This is a genomic window from Leeuwenhoekiella sp. NPDC079379 (genome assembly GCF_044542075.1).
Classification (GTDB): domain Bacteria; phylum Bacteroidota; class Bacteroidia; order Flavobacteriales; family Flavobacteriaceae; genus Leeuwenhoekiella.
Window position 1 is genome coordinate 58,703 of sequence record NZ_JBITTU010000006.1, and the last position, 21,905, is coordinate 80,607.

17 protein-coding genes are annotated in these 21,905 nt (G+C 36.1%); 9 read left to right on the forward strand and 8 right to left on the reverse strand.

The window, feature by feature from the left end; all coding sequences use genetic code 11:
* Window position 1: 1 nt before the first annotated feature.
* The gene (locus ACIGAM_RS12065) at window positions 2-610 is read right to left on the reverse strand and encodes an ACP phosphodiesterase (protein ID WP_396511695.1); all 609 of its coding nucleotides are present in this window, start codon (window positions 608-610) and stop codon (window positions 2-4) included.
* 126 nt (window positions 611-736) lie between these two features.
* Here ACIGAM_RS12065 and glmM point away from each other — a divergent pair, with 126 nt between their 5' ends.
* Window positions 737-2,125 carry a phosphoglucosamine mutase gene (glmM, locus tag ACIGAM_RS12070; protein WP_396511696.1) on the forward strand — a complete coding sequence of 463 codons (1,389 nt, stop codon included), beginning with the start codon at window positions 737-739 and terminating at the stop codon, window positions 2,123-2,125.
* Window positions 2,126-2,157: 32 nt separating this feature from the next.
* Here the strand turns inward: glmM and ACIGAM_RS12075 are convergent, their stop codons facing one another.
* Complete coding sequence (locus ACIGAM_RS12075) at window positions 2,158-3,027, reverse strand: lysophospholipid acyltransferase family protein (RefSeq protein WP_396511697.1); 870 nt, start codon at window positions 3,025-3,027, stop codon at window positions 2,158-2,160.
* Between the two features lie 54 nt (window positions 3,028-3,081).
* Here ACIGAM_RS12075 and ACIGAM_RS12080 point away from each other — a divergent pair, with 54 nt between their 5' ends.
* Both ACIGAM_RS12080 and ACIGAM_RS12085 read left to right on the forward strand, forming a co-directional pair.
* A complete protein-coding gene (locus ACIGAM_RS12080) occupies window positions 3,082-3,732 on the forward strand; it encodes a rhomboid family intramembrane serine protease (RefSeq protein ID WP_396511698.1) in 651 nt (216 codons plus the stop codon).
* 47 nt (window positions 3,733-3,779) lie between these two features.
* Window positions 3,780-4,463 carry an SIMPL domain-containing protein gene (locus ACIGAM_RS12085; RefSeq protein WP_396511699.1) on the forward strand — a complete coding sequence of 228 codons (684 nt, stop codon included), beginning with the start codon at window positions 3,780-3,782 and terminating at the stop codon, window positions 4,461-4,463.
* A 45-nt stretch (window positions 4,464-4,508) separates the two neighbouring features.
* On the opposite strand, the gene ACIGAM_RS12090 is transcribed toward ACIGAM_RS12085, so the two are convergent.
* A complete protein-coding gene (locus ACIGAM_RS12090) occupies window positions 4,509-5,627 on the reverse strand; it encodes a GNAT family N-acetyltransferase (protein ID WP_396511700.1) in 1,119 nt (372 codons plus the stop codon).
* Window positions 5,628-5,664: 37 nt separating this feature from the next.
* Window positions 5,665-6,555 (reverse strand): transporter, encoded by an 891-nt coding sequence (locus ACIGAM_RS12095; RefSeq protein WP_396511701.1) that lies wholly within the window; start codon window positions 6,553-6,555, stop codon window positions 5,665-5,667.
* Window positions 6,556-6,729: 174 nt separating this feature from the next.
* On the opposite strand from ACIGAM_RS12095, the gene ACIGAM_RS12100 reads away from it, so the two are divergent.
* From ACIGAM_RS12100 to ACIGAM_RS12115, 4 genes are read left to right on the forward strand one after another with little or no spacing between them, the layout of a single operon-like run.
* The gene (locus ACIGAM_RS12100) at window positions 6,730-6,990 is read left to right on the forward strand and encodes a DUF4834 family protein (RefSeq protein ID WP_396511702.1); all 261 of its coding nucleotides are present in this window, start codon (window positions 6,730-6,732) and stop codon (window positions 6,988-6,990) included.
* A 29-nt stretch (window positions 6,991-7,019) separates the two neighbouring features.
* Window positions 7,020-9,467 (forward strand): YfhO family protein, encoded by a 2,448-nt coding sequence (locus tag ACIGAM_RS12105; RefSeq protein ID WP_396511703.1) that lies wholly within the window; start codon window positions 7,020-7,022, stop codon window positions 9,465-9,467.
* 31 nt (window positions 9,468-9,498) lie between these two features.
* Entirely contained in the window at window positions 9,499-10,782 is a 1,284-nt protein-coding gene (locus ACIGAM_RS12110; RefSeq protein WP_396511704.1) for a glycosyltransferase family 4 protein, read from the forward strand.
* 12 nt (window positions 10,783-10,794) lie between these two features.
* On the forward strand, window positions 10,795-12,261 hold the full coding sequence (locus ACIGAM_RS12115; RefSeq protein WP_396511705.1) for a polysaccharide biosynthesis C-terminal domain-containing protein: 1,467 nt from the start codon (window positions 10,795-10,797) through the stop codon (window positions 12,259-12,261).
* A gap of 41 nt (window positions 12,262-12,302) precedes the next feature.
* Here the strand turns inward: ACIGAM_RS12115 and ACIGAM_RS12120 are convergent, their stop codons facing one another.
* A complete protein-coding gene (locus tag ACIGAM_RS12120) occupies window positions 12,303-13,604 on the reverse strand; it encodes a hypothetical protein (protein WP_396511706.1) in 1,302 nt (433 codons plus the stop codon).
* 158 nt (window positions 13,605-13,762) lie between these two features.
* Here ACIGAM_RS12120 and ACIGAM_RS12125 point away from each other — a divergent pair, with 158 nt between their 5' ends.
* A complete protein-coding gene (locus ACIGAM_RS12125) occupies window positions 13,763-14,107 on the forward strand; it encodes a DUF4870 domain-containing protein (protein ID WP_396511707.1) in 345 nt (114 codons plus the stop codon).
* A gap of 58 nt (window positions 14,108-14,165) precedes the next feature.
* Here the strand turns inward: ACIGAM_RS12125 and ACIGAM_RS12130 are convergent, their stop codons facing one another.
* The 3 genes from ACIGAM_RS12130 to ACIGAM_RS12140 are packed head-to-tail and all read right to left on the reverse strand — an operon-like array spanning window position 14,166 to window position 16,922.
* Entirely contained in the window at window positions 14,166-15,404 is a 1,239-nt protein-coding gene (locus tag ACIGAM_RS12130; RefSeq protein ID WP_396511708.1) for an ammonium transporter, read from the reverse strand.
* A gap of 31 nt (window positions 15,405-15,435) precedes the next feature.
* The gene (locus ACIGAM_RS12135; protein ID WP_396511709.1) at window positions 15,436-15,774 is read right to left on the reverse strand and encodes a P-II family nitrogen regulator; all 339 of its coding nucleotides are present in this window, start codon (window positions 15,772-15,774) and stop codon (window positions 15,436-15,438) included.
* A gap of 20 nt (window positions 15,775-15,794) precedes the next feature.
* On the reverse strand, window positions 15,795-16,922 hold the full coding sequence (locus ACIGAM_RS12140) for a porin (RefSeq protein WP_396511710.1): 1,128 nt from the start codon (window positions 16,920-16,922) through the stop codon (window positions 15,795-15,797).
* Between the two features lie 472 nt (window positions 16,923-17,394).
* Here ACIGAM_RS12140 and gltB point away from each other — a divergent pair, with 472 nt between their 5' ends.
* On the forward strand, window positions 17,395-21,903 hold the full coding sequence (gene gltB / locus ACIGAM_RS12145; protein ID WP_396511711.1) for a glutamate synthase large subunit: 4,509 nt from the start codon (window positions 17,395-17,397) through the stop codon (window positions 21,901-21,903).
* Window positions 21,904-21,905 lie beyond the last annotated feature (2 nt).

Here is a 21,905-nt window from a genome sequence, read left to right on the forward strand (position 1 = left end):
ATTATTTTTTTATACTGAATTTTAGGTCGAGTTCTTCCCGTTTTAACTGGCAAAAGTGCCTCAATTCTTCAAAAAAGCGCGTGAATTCGTTCTCAAAATCGTGATAATGTAGTTGTAGATCTTCAACGGCACGGTCCATACCGCTTATGTTACGAGTACGTCTATTCATATTGTACAAAACCGTGCCTATTCCACTTATTTCAGAATAACTCAGTAACCAGTTATCTGCAATCATATGGGGTATCATACGCTGAATGCCTGGTGTGAGTAACTCGTAATTTTCATCAAGACTGTCATAAAACTCTTCTATGTAAGCGGCGAGCGGCTCATCTGAATAGATGCGCCAATTTTTAGCCAGAAAGTGATCGTATAAAATGTCTACAATAACTCCACTATAGTGACTGTATTTGCTATGCAATCTCTTGGTGCTTTGCTTTACGATAGGATGTGAGTCTGTAAAGGTATCTATGCCACGATGCAGTAAAATTCCTTTTTGCAGTTGGGGTAAAAACTCTTTATACTGTTTGCCTTTTATGCCGTCTGCCATAAAATTGCCAAGTGTAACGAGCGTGTCGTCACCAGATAGATAGATATGCGCTAAATAATTCACAGGCTTAAATTACAAATTATCAACTTAGGGTAGTGGTGTGATTGGCTATATTTGTCCAGAATTAATTCGGCTTAATTGCAGGATTAATTTTTAAAAATCATTTATTAATTAGAATGCTATATAAATATGACCCTAATAAAATCTATATCAGGAATACGCGGAACAATAGGCGGCCAGCCCGGAGAAAATTTAACCCCAATTGATGCCGTTAAATTTGCTGCTGCTTATGGTACATATATAAAAAATCAACGTAATAAAGATACACATAGAATTGTAATAGGTCGTGATGCTCGTTTAAGTGGGGAGATGCTGCAGCAACTTGTTATGCAGACTTTAGTGGGTATGGGAATTCACGTGATAGATTTAGATCTTTCTACAACACCTACTGTTGAGATAGCTGTACAATTAGAGCACGCAGATGGTGGTATAATATTAACCGCTTCTCACAATCCTAAGCAATGGAACGCGCTGAAACTTTTAGATAGTAATGGAGAGTTTTTAAATGCTGAAGCAGGAGCAGAAATCCTAAAATTATCTGAATCTGTAGATTTAAAATTTGCTGAAGTAGATGATCTGGGCGAGATACATAAAAACGATGCGTATATAGACATACATATAGACGAGGTGCTCGATTTAGACATTGTTGATGAAGAGGCGATTAAGGCAGCAAAGTTTAAAATCGTTGTAGATGGTGTAAATTCTACAGGAGGTATTGCTATTCCCTTACTTTTAGATCGTTTAGGTGTACATACGGTTAAGTTATATTGTGATCCTACAGGACATTTTCCACACAATCCAGAACCTTTAAAGGAGCATTTAGGTGATATCTGTGAATTAGTAAAAGAAGAAGATGCAGATCTTGGCATTGTCGTAGATCCTGATGTTGATCGTCTGGCTTTTATAGATGAGACCGGCGAAATGTTTGGCGAAGAATACACGCTTGTAGCCTGTGCAGATTATGTTTTAGGCGAAAACCCGGGAGATACCGTATCTAATTTAAGTTCGTCAAGAGCTCTACGTGATGTTACTTTAAAACACGGTGGCAAGTATCACGCTTCGGCAGTAGGTGAAGTTAATGTGGTAACAAAAATGAAAGAAGTAAACGCAGTGATAGGAGGAGAAGGCAATGGTGGAATTATTTACCCAAAATCACATTACGGTCGTGATGCGCTGGTAGGTGTTGCGTTGTTTTTGACCCATTTAGCTAAAAAGAAGATTAAGGTAAGTGAACTTCGTTCGAGTTACCCGTCTTACTTTATGAGTAAGAAGAAGATTGAATTGACACCATCTTTAGATGTAGATAAAATTTTAGAAACAATCGCGGCTAGCTATAAAAACGAAGAAGTAAATACGATAGACGGAGTAAAAATAGATTTTGAAAAACACTGGGTTCACTTGAGAAAGTCAAATACAGAGCCCATAATTCGTATTTATACCGAAGCATTTTCACAAGCTGAAGCAGATCAAGTTGCTGATGCGATGATTGCTGAAATTAAAGAAATAGCAGGTATATAGAATTCAAGTTTAGATTTTAAAGACAAATACATTTACTCCGCGTGCTTAAAGCGTTTATGCGTCCACAAATAATATTGGGGCGCATTGCGTATTTGAGCTTCTAAGTTAGTTATAAAAGCATCTGTAATTGAGTGTTCGGGTAGGGTTTGTGGTTCTTCTGTAATCACTTTAAAAATGGCTTTATAGTGGCCTCGTTTTACCTTATCTACAGCAAGATATAATACGGGCATATTTTCGGCAACTGCTAAACGTTCTATTCCTGTAAAGAAAGGCACATTCTGACCTAAAAAATCTGTGCAATATTGGTTTTTGCGGGTTTTAGGTGATTGATCTGCGATAAAAGCATACGTCGCCATTTTGCCAGCGCGTTGTTGCTTTTTAATAATGAATGTAGCTTCTTTATTATTAATCAATTCAGAATTCCATTTTCCTCGTATATCTCGTATGAGTTTATCAAAATATGGATTTTTAATACGTTTATAAATACCATATCCGCTGTGATCAAAATAGAATTGCAAAGCCGTTAGCCACTCGTAGCTGGCGTAATGCCCCATAACAATAATAGAACTCCTGCGCTCTTCGGCGAGTTTGTGTATGATATCTAAGTCTGGTAATTCAAAGCGTTTCTTCAACTCTTCTGCAGAAATAGAGATTGATTTAATCATCTCTAGAAACATATCGCACATGTGGCTGTAGAACTCTTTTTCAATCTTTAATAACTCAGCATCAGATTTCTCAGAAAATGCAGTCTTAAGATTAGTACGTACCGTTTTTTTACGGTAACCCACAATGTGGTAGACCAGTACATAAACCAGATCAGAAAATTTATAAAATAACCAAAACGGAAGACGTGATAAAAGCCACAAAAGCGGGTAAACAAGCCAGAATATAAGCCATTGCATGAGCGGTAAATTTTGGGTAAATATAGGTATATTTGAGGCTAAATAAGTGGAAGTATGGGCGATTTGAACTTGGTTACCGTTATTGTTATAGCAGTAAACGTGTTAATCTCAATGAAGGGTTTTAAAGACTATTCATTTTTTGAAAATTACAAATTTAACACCGGCGCTATACGTAGAGGCGAGCATATACGTATTCTTTCTTCTGGCTTTTTACATGTGACCAATTCGCATCTGTTTTTTAATATGTTAACGCTGTATTTTTTTGCTCCTATAGTGATAGGCTTTTTAGGCAACTGGGAGTTTATCGTTATTTATCTAGGAAGTCTTGTTTTAGGTAATTTACTTTCCTATTATTTTCACAAAGATGAATATCATTATACAGCTGTAGGAGCGAGTGGTGCAGTTTCTGGGATATTATATTCTGCAATTCTGCTAAATCCAGATATGAGTTTATATATGTTTTTTATTCCTGTGCCTATTCCAGCTTATATCTTTGGTATTGGTTACTTACTGTACTCGATTTACGGAATGCGGGCAAATAATGATAATATAGGTCACGATGCTCACTTTGGTGGGGCAGTAGGGGGTTATGTTATTACTTTGTTAATGGTTCCTATATTGCTTCAGGTTAACACCTTGATGGTGGGACTTTTAGCAATTCCTATCATTATTCTCTTTATTCTCAACAAGACCGGGAAGTTATAATGGCACAGGTCTTGCCTGTAGTTAACTAAACAATAAAACAATCTATTATGAAAACTATTTTAATTTTAGCTATCACAGCTATGACTACATTAGCAAATGCTCAACAAATACAACCATCTGTAAGCGTAACGGGCGAAGGTAAAGTAATTGCTGTACCAGACGAAGTGACTATTAGTCTGGGTGTACAAACACAAGGCAAAGTTGCTCAAACTGTAAAGTCTGAAAATGACGCTTCAGTAGATAAAGTGTTAGCCTTTTTAATGAAAATGAATATCCCTCAAAATCAGGTACAGACTGAATATGTTAGCTTAAATAAAAACTACGATTACAATACAAAAACTTATAACTACAACGCCAGCCAGACTATTTCTGTAAAAATTAAAGATTTAGCACGATACGACGAGGTAATGTCTGGTCTTGTAGCTTCTGGTATTAATACTATAAATGGTGTTGATTTTGGCTCTTCAAAGATGGAAACATACGAGGCTGAAGCACGTAAAAAAGCAGTAGCTAATGCAAAAATGAAAGCACAAGAATATGCAGGTGTTCTTAATCAAAAAATAGGGAAAGCTCTTATGATTGCAGAACAAGGCACAAGCGCACCACAACCACAGCCTATGTACAAAACAGCAATGATGTCTGAGTCTATGGATTCTTCTCAGCGAACTTTAGCTCCCGGAGAAATAACAATAACTTCAAAAATTCAAATTAGCTTTGAGCTTTTAAATTAAGAATGATCCGGTTTTAAATCGGCAATAGAAAATAACTCGAAGGATCTACAAATCACGTTTGTAGGTCCTTCTTTTTTTATGCATTATGTGTTCATAATTCTTCCACAATTGCTGTATTGCTTTATTCTCTTCCAGCTCAGGATTTGTTTCTACCTGAGTGATTCCGTTAGCAGAAAATAAATCTTGCATTGCTTGAAAAATCACTGCGGTAAGACCTTTTCCTTGATATTCAGGATCTATACCTATAAGATAAAAAGCTGCTGTATCGTTTTTAGAACGAGCACGTAGCATATGTATAAAACCTAAAGGCCAAAGGCTACCGTTAGCTTTTTTAAGGGCATTACTAAAGGAAGGCATCGTAATAGCAAAAGAAATTAATTTACCGTTTGCATCTTCGATACATTTAATATAATTGGGATTTATATATTTTATGTATTTCTCTTTGTAGTGGTCTATTTGATATTGTTGAATAGGCACAAAGGTGCTTAATTCACTATACGTTTTATTAAGGAGGCCAAACATATCGTCTACGTACGGCATAATTTCTTTTGTATTCTTAAAATGAATCATTTTAAGTTTGTAACGTTGTTGTACGATACGCGCAAATTTCTCTACTTTTTCAGGAGATTTTTCTGGAATTTGAATTTTAAACTCAACCCATTCTGAAGCTTTTTCAAAATTGAGTTTTTCAAAATGCTCCTTGTAATAGGGGTAGTTATACCAGGTAATCATAGTGTTTAAATACTCAAAACCTTCAATAAGTAATCCCGCTTTTTCCATATTGCTAAAACCTACAGGGCCTTCAATCCACTTTAGATTATTTGCAATACCTATTTTTTCTACCTCAGCTACTAAAGCTTTTGTTACCTCAACATCATCAATTGCATCAAACCAGCCAAAACGCATTTTTGGTTTTCCCTGCTCATCTATTTCAATACGATTAATGATTGCAGCTATACGTCCTACAGCTTTATCATTTTTATATGCCAGAAAAAAACGCGCTTCGGCATTTTTAAAAACAGGATTCTTATCAGAATCCATACTTTCAAGCTCATCATTAATTAATGGTGGAACCCAGTTACTGTCTTTCTTGTATAGCGAAAATGGGAATTTGACAAATTGCGTCAATTCCTTTTTCGTCTTCATTTCCTTAATCGTAATCATTGTAATTTTTAAATAGCGTGTAAAGGTAACCGTATTTTTATTCCTGCGGAAGTAACTCGTCTTTACTATGAAAATCTAGTCTGTACGATACTCCTAGTCCTAATTGTTGACGCTTAGGAGTTTCTTTAAAGTTTACTAAAGCACTCAAATCTACCTGAAAGTTTTTACTTATTAAGTAAGCACCTCCAAAACGAAGCAAATCATCAGAATATATGTCACTTGAGATAACCTGAAATTCTGCAAATGCAGCAATTTTAGGATTAAAAGAGTGAGTCATTGTTGTTATCCAGGCTTTTGTAGGGAAATCTGTTAAAAACTGATCATAGATAAAATTATTAACCCATACCCATCTGCCCCAGTTATGTTGCGTAATAATTACCGCTTTAGGAGTAAATCCCGCTTGACTATCTGGTAAAAACGGATTATTATCTTCATAAACATAATTAGCACCCGCATAAACAGAAACTGCAGGTATTAAGGTATTCCACTTAAAACGGCGATTAGCCCAATAGCTATAAAGGTTTATTTTATCTTCTCTGTTTTTATAAGGGTCGTAAACAAGATATTTTGCCCCGGCTGTAACTATAGGGAAGCCACTTTGCGTGTAAGGCTCTGCATTGCCTGCTGTAGGTGTGATATCTTCATATAAAAAATTACCGTTTACAACAAACTCTAATTGTTCTTTAATAGCGCCAAAACGTATCGCAAATTCTGCTCCTATATTATCTGTTTCGGTAAATCTAAGGTTGTGAGATTCTCTTCCTAATGTAGTTCCTAGTTCTGCTTGCAAAACACCCCGACCAGGTGCAAAAGCACCCTGTGACTGTCCCGGTCTGTTAGAATTAATAGTTTCAGTGTATTGAGCGTTAGCTTCTTGCGCGCAAAGACTTAGAAGCAAAATACTACCAAAAATTAATCTCCCTAGCATAGTACATTATAAATTTAGAGGTTACAGTAGAAATTTTCTTGTGCAATCGCACAAACATAGTGTAAATATAAGAGATAGCCTAAATATCAAGAGATAAGAGCGGGGCGTTGATTTATTATTTTTTTAAGTGGAAACAATTAGCGAATAGTTAATTTTACAACAAATAGTACAAAGATGAAATTGTTACAAACCATACTTATAATTCTGCTTATATTCTTTGGGTTGCGTATACTTTTTAGGTTGGCAGCACCTTATTTAATGCGTTATATCGCTAAAAAAGCTGGAGAACGTTTTCAAAATATGGCGGGTGGTTTTAAAAACCAGAATACGCAAACAAAACCAGAGGGAGAAATTGTAATTGAGAAAATGCCAAATCAAGACAGGACTTCAAATAAAAAGGTAGGTGAATATATCGATTACGAAGAAATTGAGTAATTTCAGCCCTTTAGTTACAGTTACATTCTATGAGTTTTTCGTTTAAAAAAATAGGACCACACGTTGCTGTGGTATTTGTATTTATAGTTACGGCACTTCTTTATTTTAGTCCAGTACTTTCGGGTAAAAAAATGTTTCAAAGTGATATACAGCAATATCGCGGTATGGCTAAGGAGCAAATGGACTTTAGAGCGCAAACCGGTGAAGAGCCTTATTGGACAGATGCTGCCTTTGGCGGAATGCCTACCTATCAGTTAGGTGCTAAATATCCTAATAACTGGATTAAAAGTCTTGATTTAGGAATTAGGTTCTTACCCAGGCCTGCAGATTATTTATTTCTCTATTTCATAAGTTTTTATATTTTATTACTCGTTTTAAAACTCGACTGGCGCTACGCTGCGTTAGGTGCATTAGCTTTTGGTTTTTCAAGCTATCTCATAATAATATTAGGAGTGGGGCATAACGCTAAAGCCCATGCTATTGCGTATATGCCGCTTGTCTTAAGTGGTATTTTACTCACATTTAGGCGCAACTATATCTGGGGTTTTATCCTTACCACGCTGGCAATGGCGCTTGAAATTGTGGCTAACCACGTACAGATGACCTATTATCTAATGCTGCTAGTAATGGTACTAGGAATTGCGTATCTCATTGATGCCATTCGTAAAAAAGAGCTACCACATTACTTTAAAAGCGTAGGTATTTTAATGCTTGCTGTAGTCCTTGCTGTAGGTACAAATGCTGCAAGTTTAATGGCGACTTCAGAATACAGTTCTTTTAGCACCCGCGGAAAAAGTGAATTAACGATCACTCCAGAGGGCTCACCTAAAGAAGATGTAGCCGGTCTCGATAAAGCCTATATAAACCAGTATAGTTATGGTATTTCTGAAACTTTAGATTTGTTTATCGCCGGTCTCTACGGTGGTTCAAATTCTGAACCTTATAATAAAGATAGTGAGTTTGCTAACTTTCTACTGAAACAAGGCGTGCCACCGGCTCAAATAGAATCTGTTTACGGTCAGTTTGGGTTATACTACTGGGGAAGTCAACCGGGAGTTTCAGGACCAGCTTATTTAGGTGCAATAATTATATTTCTATTTGTTTTAGGGTTATTTCTCGTACGAGGCAGATTAAAATGGTGGCTCGTAGGAGGTACGGTTTTATCATTGCTTCTTAGCTATGGGAGTAATCTTGCGTGGTTTACAGACCTATTTATAGATTACTTTCCACTTTACAATAAATTTAGAGCGGTAACCTCTATACAGGTTATAGCAGAATTGTGCGTGCCCGTTTTAGCCATTTTTGGTTTGTATAAAATGTTGCAATTGACTGAACCTGCAGAGCGCAAATTAATAGCTTTAAAATGGACTACGGGCATCACGGCAGGGTTGGCTTTAATAATCCTACTTTTTAAAGGAAGTTTATTTTCTTTTGCCGGTGAAAACGATGCGTATTTCATTCAGAATTTTGGGATGGAATTTATGAATGCCGTAAAAGAAGATCGTAAAGCACTCTTAATAAACGACAGTATCAAAACACTGGTGCTTGTACTTCTGGCAGCCGGGCTTCTCTGGTTTTACTTAAAGAAGAAAGTATCAGAAAGTCAGGCGTTAATTGTTCTTACACTACTTATTGTATTTGATTTGGTTCAGGTTGACAGACGCTATGTAAATGCTGAGAATTTTATGGCTGCACGATTGGTTGAGCAACCCTTTCAGCAGTCTGCGGCAGATCAACAAATATTACAGGATACCACACGCTATCGTGTTTATGAGCAAAGCATAGGTCTTAATGGTGCGCGCACCAGTTATTTTCACAGTTCTATAGGTGGTTATCACGGGGCAAAACCGGGAAGACTAGCAGATCTCGCCGATTTTTACTTATATCAAGGTAAAATGGCACCGCTTAATATTTTAAACGTAAAATATGTAATCACCCAAAACGAAGAAGGAGAGGAGCAAGTGCAAATTAACCCCAATGCAAATGGCAATGCGTGGTTTGTGCAAAATGTAAAACTGGTACCCAATGCAGATACTGAGATTTTAGCACTTGAAAATCTAAATACGCTTCAAACTGCAGTAGTAGATCAGAAATTTGAAAACCAACTGGGAAGCTTAATTTTTCCTGAAGACAGTTTAGCATCTATAAGTCTGGTAGAACATCAACCCAATTATTTAAAGTATAAAGCTACAACAGGAGCACAGCGTCTTGCTGTCTTTAGTGAAGTGTATTATCCTAATGGATGGAATGCTTATATAGATGGAAATCAAGTTGATTATATTAAAGCAGATTATATTCTAAGAGCACTTATGTTGCCAGAAGGTTCTCATACCATAGAGTTTAAGTTTGAACCACAGGTAATAGAAACTGGGAGTAAAATAAGCCTTGCAAGTAATATAATCTTAATCTTGATTCTTTTAGGATCCTTATTTTATAGTTTTAGAAAGAGAAATCAAAAAGTTAAAACTGAAGCTTAAATTATTTAGTTAGAAATTAGAACCGTGTTGTGTGAAAAAAGCCCTGATCATTTGTTATTATTGGCCTCCTGCGGGTGGTCCCGGGGTGCAGCGCTGGCTAAAATTTGTAAAATACCTACGTGACTTTGATATAGAACCGGTAGTTTATGTGCCTGAAAATCCGCATTATCCAATAGTTGATGCAAGCTTAGAAGCAGAAATTCCGCAGGGGACTACTGTTTTAAAACATCCTATTAAAGAACCCTATGGCTTAGCACAATTGTTTTCTAAAAAACAAACAGACCAAATAAGCAGCGGTATTATTAAAGATAAGGAAAAGCAGGGTCTACTTCAACGTCTGATGCTTTTTGTACGCGGAAATCTATTTATTCCTGATGCCCGCAAATGGTGGATAAAACCTTCGGTCAAATATTTGAAATCTTACCTAAAGTCAACAAATATTGATGTAATTATAACGACAGGACCGCCACACAGTTTACATCTTATAGGACTTCAGTTAAAAAAACAAACACAGCTTCCCTGGGTTGCAGACTTTAGAGATCCCTGGACGACTATAGGCTATCAGAAAAAACTAAAACTTACTCAGAAATCACGTCAAAAACATGTAGATCTGGAGTTTGAGGTATTAAATGAAGCAGATCATATACTTGTTACGAGTCCTACCACTAAAAATGATTTTAGTAAGACTACATCAACGCCTATAAGTTGTATCACAAACGGCTTTGATACAGTCTATGATTCAACACTTCTATTAGATACTAAATTTACAATAGCACACATAGGGTCGCTTCTTGAAGATCGTAATCCGGATATATTATGGCAGGCTTTAAGTGAACTTAAACAGGAAAACAGTGATTTTTCTAAAGATTTAAGTATTCAATTAACAGGTAAAGTAAGTACTACGGTAATTAAAAATATAGAAAATTATCATTTGCATGAAAATTTAGATTTGCCCGGTTATGTCTCGTATCAGGAAGCAATACATAGACAATGCAGCGCGCAGTTACTACTTTTAATCGAAATAGATTCTTACGATACACAGGCGATTATTCCCGGTAAACTATTTGAATATTTAGCATCTAAAAGGCCTATAATTGCAATAGGTCCTAAAGATTCTGATATTATAGAAATACTAGAAAAGGCAAAGAGTGGTACTTATTTTTCTTATGCTAATAAAGCGCAATTAAAGAATACAATATCAGAATATTATAATGCATATAAGACAGGTGGTATTGCTCAAAATACTTCAGATTTGACAGCATTTAGCCGAAGAGAACTAACCAGACAACTTTCAGAAATACTTCATCAATTCTAGTTTAAAACGTTTATGGGAATTGTCTCCTCACAGTCATTTAAAAATCTTATTACAACCTATCTAGGTTTTGGAATAGGCGCACTAAATACGTTAGTACTTTATGTTCATTTTTTTAAAGATGAATATTATGGTCTGGTAGGTTTTCTGTTGAGCAGTGCAACACTAGCGATGCCTTTTATTGCTGTAGGCGCTCAAAATACATTGATTAAGTTTTACTCCAGATATAGCGGTAGAAATCAAGATGTTTTTCTAAGCTTTATGCTGCTTATGCCCATACTTGTATTAATACCAAGCTCTATAGTGATTAGTATTTTTTATGAGGATCTAGTGAATTTTTTAGCTTCAAAAAATGAAATTGTACGTCCATTTGTTTTTCTCATAGGTATTATCGCCTTTGCGATGGCGTACTTTGAGATTGCCTATGCCTATTCAAAAGCGCAACTACGTAGTGTTTTTGGAAATATAATGAATGAGGTTTTTCACCGGTTGGGGGTAATGATTCTTCTTATATTATTTGCCTTAAAAATTATAACTACTCAAGATTTTCTATATGGGGTGGGTGTAGTTTATATCTTACGTATGGGTATTATGATGGTTTATGCTTTTTACATCAAAAGACCCAGGTTGAGACTTGCAATTCCTTATGAATTAACTGCTATACTAAAGTATAGTGTGCTTATAATCGTAGCAGGTTCTGTAGCGGTAATGATTTTAGAAATTGATATGTTTATGTTGGGTAAACTGGTATCTATCGAGAATGTTGCATACTATTCGGTAGGTATATATATTGCGGCCGTAATCGCTGTGCCGGCCAGGGCGATGCATCAGATTATGTATCCGTTGACGGCTAATTATCTTAATGAAAGACGTTTTTTAGAGCTTAAAGATCTCTATAAGAAAAGCTCCCTAACACTCTATATAATTTCTGGTCTTCTTCTGTTGTTAATTGTATGTAATATAAAAAGTCTGTATTTAATTTTAGATCCTGCATACAGTAAGGGACTCTATGTGGTTCTTTTAATCTCGCTTGCAAAATTAGTAGATAACATTTTAGGAAATAATAATGCAATATTATACAACAGTGATTATTATAGACTGGTGCTTGTGTTAGGTGTTTTTTTGGTTATTGTAGCAGTTGCTCTCAATCTTATTTTTATACCAAAACTCGGAATAAATGGTGCTGCTATAGCAACCTTTATAGCTTCGGTGGGATATGCTCTTGCTAAAATTGTAGTGGTATTTAAGAAATTTAAAATGCATCCGTTTACCACTGAATCTTTATACACTACAATACTACTCGTTATACTTGGTTTAGGTTTTTATTTTTGGGATTTTAATATAAATCCGTTCTTGGCAATTGCTTTAAAATCATCAATTTTAGCTCTTATCTATGTTGCTGTTGTGTATATCTTTAAATTATCTCCAGAGATATGTAAGTGGATAAACGATTATATTTTTAAAACGAAAATCCCGCTTTGAATAAATCAAAAACGGGATCTTCCAACTAACCAACCAAAATTTTAATTACCTCTTCCTCTTGAGCTTCTCTGGGAAGAACTTTCTCTATTTGAACTTTTATTTGTTCTTGCAGCACTGCTACTACGTGAACTTTGAGAACTCTGAACCGAACGTATAGGTGCAGTACTACGTTTTTGTGAGGTATTTCTCTGCGCTACCTGATGTTGTGAACTATTACGACTTGTAGTAGCACTACGTGCCTGAGTTGAACGTTGGGAAGAGACTCTCTGCGGCGATGTGTTTCTTTGTGGGGAAGCACTACGTTTATTACTTACCGGTGTTGCTACACGTTGTGGAGCGCGTTGAGCAGGCTGTGATGACCTTGCGCTCGAGCTACGCGTATTAGTAGTTCTAACAACATTAGGGCTTGCACTTCTAGAACCTCGTGAATCAATTATAGCAGGCGATTTACTGTTGCGCGGTGGAGTAGTGGTTCTTGAAGAATTACTCCTAGCATTACCAGAACGACTTTGCACTTGATTTGACTTATTATACTGTCTAGAATTTGTACTTCTATTTGCTTGTTGAGAGCGACTTGTATTTGATCTCCCTGCAGAAGAACTTCTTGAGTTTGTAGCATAACGTCTATCGTTATTTACCTGAGTTCGTGCTGTTGTATAACTACCTCTTCTCGCATTATTGTGTGCAATACGACCTTTAGGTCTTTTAAAGTCGTGATATGCATTTGCATATCCGTTACGGTAGCCTTGATTATAGTGACTTCTATGATAAGCATAATCATAACGTACAGGGCGATAGTATCTTCTATAAGGCGTATTATAAACTAAACATCTGTCAAAGAATGGACGATAGAAAAAGTTGTGATAAGGATGGTAAACATAACCTCTATTATAAACATTTATATAACCAGTTACGTGAGAAAATCTTGATCCGGTATAAAAAACATTTAACCCGCTCACATTTACAATACGGTCATTACGGTAGTTAATATATACATTACCGGCTTGAGTAATTCTACCCCAATTATCGTAGTAAATAGGCACATCTTCTATTTGTAGTACCGCACCATAATCGTCATACTGAACATACGGGTCGTAATTATAACCCGAGTTGTAACTAATATTTACAGGACCCGCATTTACATTTACATTAACTGCACCCTGAGCTATTTGAGGTAAAACAAAATCGAATTCACCATCTGGGTAAACCGAAAATTCAACACCGCCTTCAACAAAAATATAACGACTACCATCATATCGGGTTGAAGTATCATCCAAGGACTCCGCTTGAATTGGAGCCAGACCCGTCAAGAGGCCTATAAAAAAAAAGAATAATTTTTTCATGATTTCTGAATTTTAATTAATTGTACTCTTTGAACTTTTTGGATGGTACATTTAATACTTTACAAGGAGCGTGCCATAATTAAAAAATGAGTTACAAGTAATGTAACAATTAGGGCGTTTTGTTTACTTATATAGTAATCAATCAAAAATCAATTATCATGAATTTAAGAGAAGATAGAAATTTAGTTGCGGTAGCACATTTAAGTCAATTAATAAACTTTGTTACCGGTTTTGGAGGTTTTATAGTGCCTTTAATATTGTGGTTAACCCAACGGGATAAAGTACTTGGTATGGATTTACAAGGCAAGCAAATCTTGAATTTTCAGATTAGCACATTTATCCTAACACTGTTTTGTGTGCCTGCTATATTACTTTTTGGGCTTGGTATTCTCGGGTTTATTATTTTAGGAGTGCTTATTTTTATTTTCCCAATTATTAATGCTATAAAAGCAATAAACGGAGAACATACATATTACCCATTATCCTACCAGTTCTTAACGTAATCAAATAAAAAACCCCGCATATTTAAATGCGGGGTTTTCAAAAGTAATAACCGAAATTTTAATGTTCGTTTAATCCGAAATCAGGATAAGCGCTCATACCATGCTCGTGCTCGTCTAAACCTTCAAGCTCTTCTTTTTCAGAAACTCTAAGACCCATAGTCTTTTTCAGTATAAACAAGATTATAAAAGCTGTTGTACAACAGAAAGCTCCTACGATACCTACGCCAGTTAATTGCGTTATAAACTGTTCCATACTAGCCATAGCACCAAATATACCTACGGCTAACGTACCCCAGATACCACATATTAAGTGTACTGCTACCGCTCCTACAGGATCGTCTAATTTTAATTTGTCTACTAAAGCAACACCAAATACAATTATCGCACCTGCAATAACACCTATTATTACAGCATCGTTAGGTGACATTTGATCTGCACCTGCAGTGATTCCTACAAGCCCTCCTAAAATTCCGTTTAGGAACATTGTTAAGTCATAGTTTTTATACATAATAGTAGAAACTATAAATGCACTTACACCACCTGCTGCTGCTGCTAAAGAGGTTGTCACCAGTGTTAAAGATGTTAAAGCAGGATCTGCAGATAATACAGAACCTCCATTAAAGCCAAACCAGCCTAACCAAAGAATTAATACTCCTGCTACTGCAAAAGGAATGTTGTGTCCCGGTATTGCATTTGCTTTACCATTTTCATCAAATTTACCTATACGTGCACCTAACAAGTAAATTGCAATAAGAGCAGCCCAGCCACCTACAGAGTGAACTAAAGTAGAACCAGCAAAATCATAGAAGCCCATTGCATCTAAGAATCCGCCACCCCATTTCCAAGAACCTACAATAGGATATACAAGACCTACATAAATTACTGTAAAAATCATAAAGGCGCCTAGTTTAATACGTTCTGCTACTGCACCAGAAACAATTGTTGCAGCTGTAGCAGCAAACATTCCTTGAAATAAGAAATCTGTCCACCACGTATAACCACCATCTGCATATTCTGGGGTCATACCATTTTCTGGAGGTGCGATACCAAAACCGGCAAAGCTAAAAATCCCTGAGGAATCTTCTGCAAAACCAGGATACATTAGGTTAAAACCTCCTATATAATATACTAATAGACCTACGCAAATGATAAATACATTTTTAAATAAAATGTTTATCGTATTTTTTTCACGAGTAAGTCCTATTTCAAGTAATGAGAATCCAAGGTGCATAAAGAACACAAGCCCTGTACAGATCATCATCCATACGTTGTTTGCTGTAAATAATCCTGCTTCCATATATTAATTTGTTTTGTTAGGGTTGATTAGTTTAGTTTAAAGTGTCACCACCTTTTTTACCTGTTCGTATTCTGTAAGCTTCTGTAATGTCAGAAACAAATATTTTTCCGTCACCTACTTCTCCTGTAGATCCTGCTTCAAGAATAGCTGCGATGGTTATTTGTTCAAAGTCATCATTTACCACTATAGATAAGTATCTGCGTTGTATGTCACTTGTACTGTATGAAACGCCACGATAAACGTGACCGTGTTTTTCATTACCCAGACCGGTAACATCCCAATAAGAGAAAAAGTTGACTCCTTTTTCATGTAAAGCCTTCTTAACGGCTGAAAATTTTGATTTTCTAATAATCGCTTCGATTTTTTTCATTGTGTAAATTGTGTTTTAGATTAAAATGAATATACGGCTGCAAGCAGGAAGGACCCTAAGCTTCCTTGTGGTGTTAAATCACCATCCAAGAATACATCTTCGCTAGCAGAATCTAATCTAAATTCGGGAATAAAAGTAAGAGGGCCAACTTTTGCGTTACCAGATAAGGTTACAGCAAGAACATTTCCGTCACCGTTAGCATCATTTCCACCTATTGCATCAAAACCACCAAACTGGCTAAAATACTCAGGGCGAAGACCTATAGAGAAGTTTTCGCTTGCGGCAATCTGTGCGTATAATGCAACACCGTAAAAACCAAACGAATCGCCACCTAAATCACCTGCCTCAGTAGTGTTATAAGTTGTGTTAAGACCTAAGTAAAAAGAATCTGAAAGGTCTAAACCGGTCGTAAGATCTACTTGAAAGGTAGCACCTACACCTTCACCTAGCCCCATATCTGTATAATCACCATCTTGATCACCATATAAAAAGTTTAAAAAAGCGCTTCCTGCATCTGCAGAATAACCTAATTGTGCACCTGCAGTATAACCTCCAAATGGGTTGTAGTCTGTAAAGTCTGTTGAGTTCATTACTGCTAACATCGCACTCCAGTTATCATCAAGAGTAAAATCTGCTTTAAGACCAGAGTGAGAGAAAGGACCGTAAGAAAACATATATGATGTAGAATAGTTGAAGTTAGCCGCAGGCGATATCACTTCGTAACCTAAATAGGTATTCCAGTTACCAAATGTTAATTTCACTTTTTCACTAACATTCCAGTATACATATAATTGGTTAACAATACTAGAACTTGCAGTAGTTGAGCCAAAAACTGCATCTGTACCACGTGGGCCATAAACAAGATCTGCAACAACTCCTACGTCTCCTTTTTCATAACCAATAATAAGATTAGCCATACCTAAAGCAAAACCGGGTTGATTAGCAAAAGAAGAACCGGGAGCGATATAACTATCTACTTCCCCATTATTATCAGTATCTATAAGTTTATTTGGAGCATTAAAGTTTTGTCTAAAATAAGCATCAACAGAACCTGAAAGTGTAAAACCATCAGACCAGGATGTTTCTTCTTCCTGAGCAATTGCAGTAATGCTAAGGCAAATCATTAAAGGTAGTAGTAATTTTTTCATTCTAAATTTGATTAATTGGTGAGATGCTAAACTAGATAATATTTATACCTACCCCCAATTTTTTAGGGGTTAGTGTTTAATTTTTATTATTTAATCAAAATATACCCCCTAAATTTTAGGGTATCACATTATTTAGTAAAGAATAAAGTTGTGTTTTGAGAAATTGATTGTGGCTTATGTCCCTTTTTTAAGAATTTTTAGGGTTTATGAGGTTAAAAAAGCATCAAAAACGTCAAATGTTAACAAGTGTTTAAGAAAAAGTAAATATTCGTTAACTGCCAAAAAACAGTCAAATTCAAAAAAGTGCGTTTCATTTTCTATAAAATCTGTTAACTTATTTTGATTTGTTTGCATTTTAAGTCGGTTTTATTGCTAATTATGGAATAATAAAAATCTTATTCTTTAAAATTATTAGCATATAAGTTTATTGAATAGCTTTATAATTCAGTCTTTAAATAAGAGGAGAAATTTTATGGAAAAACAGGGTTTATATTCACCAGAATGGGAACACGAAAATTGTGGCGCAGGGTTCATTTGTAGTCTTGAAGGAAATAAGTCAAATGATATTATTCATAAGGCTCTAGAAATTCTTGAAAAACTAGAACATCGTGGTGCAGTAAGTAGTGATGGTAAAACAGGAGATGGTGCAGGTATTCTTATAGATATACCGTACGACTTCTTTGAAGAGAATTGTGATTTTGATCTTCCGGCACCTAGAGAGTATGCAATGGGTAATGTTTTTTTACCTAAAAAGGAAAATCAACGTGCATATTGCAAAGGAGTTTTTGAAAAGCAAATTAAAGATAAAGGGCTTGTACTCTTAGGTTGGAGAAAAGTCCCAGTAGATGCAGGTTATCTTGGGTCTATTGCAGCCAGCGTAGAACCTCATATAGAACAGATCTTTATAGGCAAGCCTCATGTAGATATGCAGGAGCAAGAGTTTATGATTAAACTTTATACGGCACGTAAAATTACAGAGCATACCATATTAAGTAGTAAGCTTTCTGAGCACTCTTATTTTTATTTACCAAGTTTATCTAACAAAACTTTAATATTTAAAGGGCTTTTAATGCCAGAGGATATTAAGTTCTATTATACAGATTTATTAGATCCAAAACTAACAACGCGTTTAGCTTTGGTTCATCAGCGTTTTTCTACAAATACATTTCCTACCTGGGATTTGGCGCAGCCATTTAGGTATATGTGTCATAACGGAGAAATAAATACCTTACGAGGTAATGTTTCGCGTATGCGTAGTAGAGAAGAGCTTTTAGAGAGTGAGTGGTTTGGCGAAGAGATAAAAGAGCTTTTTCCTATTATTCTAAAAGGTAAATCTGATTCTGCGTCTATGGATATGGTCGTAGAGCTTCTATTAATGTCTGGGAGATCATTACCAGAAATTATGATGATGTTAGTTCCTGAAGCCTGGGAAAAGCATCAAGATATGAGCGATGCTAAAAAAGCATTTTACGAGTTTAATAGCTGTATTATGGAGCCTTGGGATGGTCCTGCTTCAATCCCTTTTACAGACGGAGATTTTATAGGAGCAGTCTTAGATCGTAACGGTTTAAGACCATCACGATATTCTGTTACTAAAACAGGATATGTAATTATGTCTTCAGAAACCGGTGTTTTAGATTTAGAACCAAAAAATATTGCTTTCCACGGTAGATTAGAGCCGGGAAAAATGTTTTTAGTAGATATGAAGGCTGGTCGTATCATTAATGATGAAGAGATTAAAGAAAGTATCGTTTCTAAAAACCCTTATGGTGATTGGCTAGATAAAAATCGCGTAAACTTAAAAGATATACCATATCGTGATGTTGATCTTAGAATAGAAGATACAATTTTTGATTTGCGAAAAAATGCGTTTGGTTATACTGCGGAAGATATACGTACTATTATTCTGCCTATGGCAGGTAAAGGTAAAGAGCCTATAGGTTCTATGGGATCTGACACACCATTAGCAGTCCTTTCTGAAAGACCTCAGCTTTTATACAATTATTTCAAACAGCTATTTGCTCAGGTAACAAATCCACCACTTGATGGTATTCGCGAAGAGCTTATTACAGACTTGAGCTTAACACTTGGACCTGATACTAATTTGATGGAGATTACTCCAGATTACTGTAAGAAGATTAGAATACAAAATCCGGTAATCTCAAAAGAAGATTTAGATAAGATAAAAAACTTTGATCATCCAGATTTTAAGGTTACTGAAATACCTATGCTTTACGAAGCAAACAGAGGTTTAAATGGTCTTGAAGATGCATTAGAATCTATGGTAGCTCAAGCTTCTGAAGCTATTGACGCCGGTCACACGATACTTATACTTTCAGATAGAGGTGTAAATGATAAAATGGCGCCTATTCCTGCACTGTTAGGCTGTTCTTACATGAATAGCGGACTTTTTAGAAGTGGTCAACGTTCAAAAATGAGTATAATCATAGAATCTGCAGAACCACGTGAGGTGCATCATTTTGCATTATTATTTGGTTATGGAGCTAGTGCGATTAATCCGTACATGGTTAATGAAATTATTAAAAAAGAAATAGAAGAGAAGAATCTTGAAAATATCGATTTTCAGGAAGCGGTCGAAAATTATAATAAAGCTGTTGGTAAAGGAGTAATTAAGGTAATGAATAAAATAGGTATTTCTACCTTAAACTCATACCGAGGTTCTCGTTTGTTTGAAGCATTAGGATTAAATTCTAAATTAATAGAAAAGTATTTTCCTAATACGCCTAGCCGTATAGAAGGTATAGGGCTATATGAAGTAGAGCAGGAGGTTGCAAAACGACACAATCGTACATTTAAACGTCAGGATATTTCAGGAAACCTGGAGATGGAAATAGGCGGTGATTACCGCTGGCGTCGTAACGGAGAAAAACACATGTTTAATCCGTTGACTATTGCAAAACTTCAGGATTCTGTACGTCAAAACAATCCGAAGACATACAAAGAATATGCAAGTTTAGTAAATGAGCAGTCAAAGCAATTAATGACCATACGCGGTCTTTTTGAATTTTCAAACTACGACCCAATTCCATTAGAAGAAGTAGAACCCTGGACGGAAATCGTAAAGCGATTTAAAACAGGAGCTATGTCTTATGGGTCAATAAGTAAAGAAGCTCACGAGAATCTAGCCGTTGCTATGAACCGTATAGGCGGTAAAAGTAATAGTGGTGAAGGTGGGGAAGATGCAGAGCGTTTTTACAAAAGCCCTAATGGCGACTGGCGTAACTCTGCAATTAAGCAAGTAGCTTCCGGTCGTTTTGGAGTTACCAGTAATTACCTTACCAGTGCTGCAGAGATTCAGATTAAAATGGCACAAGGAGCTAAACCGGGAGAAGGTGGTCAATTACCGGGAGAGAAAGTAAATAAATTTATCGCTAAAACCCGTAAGAGTACACCCTACGTAGGTTTAATCTCGCCACCACCGCATCACGATATTTATTCAATTGAAGATTTAGCTCAATTAATTTATGACCTTAAATCTGCAAACCGTGAAGCACGTATTAATGTGAAGCTGGTTTCTGAAGTAGGAGTAGGTACGGTTGCTGCCGGTGTTGCAAAAGCAATGGCAGATGTAATTTTAATTTCAGGATATGATGGGGGTACAGGAGCTTCACCATTAACATCTCTAAGACATTGCGGTTTGCCCTGGGAATTAGGTATTGCTGAAGCACAACAAACTTTAGTGCTTAACAATCTACGTAGCAGAATACGTCTGGAATGTGATGGTCAGTTAAAAACAGGACGTGATGTAGCGGTAGCTTGTCTGCTGGGTGCAGAAGAATTTGGTTTTGCAACAGCTCCATTAGTAGCATCAGGTTGTATTATGATGCGTGTGTGTCATCTAAACACTTGCCCAGTGGGTATTGCAACGCAAAACCCAGACCTTCGTAAAAAGTTTAAAGGGAAGCCAGAACACGTAGTAAACTTCATGTATTTTGTGGCAGAAGAGTTACGTGAGATAATGGCACAACTTGGATTCCGTACTATAGATGAGATGGTAGGTCAGGTTCAGAAGTTAGATCGCAGTAAAGCTGTAGAACATTATAAAGCTGCGGGAGTAGATCTTTCTCCTATTTTACACAATATAGCTGTGCCTCAAGGCGTAAAAGTTTATAATACAGAAACTCAAAATCACCATTTAGAAAAATCTATCGATTTTGAAATTATAGAATTAGCTCACACCGCTTTATTTAGAAAAGAGAAAACAACCTTAGATCTTGATATAACAAATTTAGATCGTGCAGTAGGCGCAATTTTAAGTAACGAGATTTCAAAAATTTATGGCGAGCAAGGTTTACCTGACAATACGTTGAAAGTAAACTTTAAAGGTTCAGCAGGTCAAAGTTTTGGAGCTTTTGCTACTCGAGGTTTAACTTTAAAGGTAGATGGTAATGCAAATGATTATGTGGGTAAAGGTCTTTCCGGAGCTCGCTTAATTGTAAAAGTACCAGAAGAAGCAACTTTTGAAGCTAGTGAGAATGTGATTATAGGTAATGTTGCACTATATGGTGCAACAAGTGGTGAAGCGTATTTTAACGGTACAGCCGGAGAACGTTTCTGTGTACGTAATAGTGGAGCCGTAGCTGTCGTTGAAGGTATTGGAGATCACGGGTGTGAATATATGACTGGTGGTTTAGCAGTAATTCTGGGTAAAACAGGACGTAATTTTGGAGCAGGTATGAGTGGTGGTGTAGCTTATGTATTAGATGCAGACAATACATTTAGATCAAAATGTAATGCTACAGATTTAAATCTTGACCCAGTCACAGAGTCTGAAGATGTAACGCAACTTCACGAGTTAGTAACTAATCATTATAATTATACACAAAGTACTTTAGCACAACGTATATTAGAAAACTGGGATTCTTACTTGCCTAAATTTGTAAAAGTACTTCCAGAAGAATACCGTAAGGCTCTTATACGATTAGAAGAAGAAGAAAAATTAACAGATTTAACGGAATAATA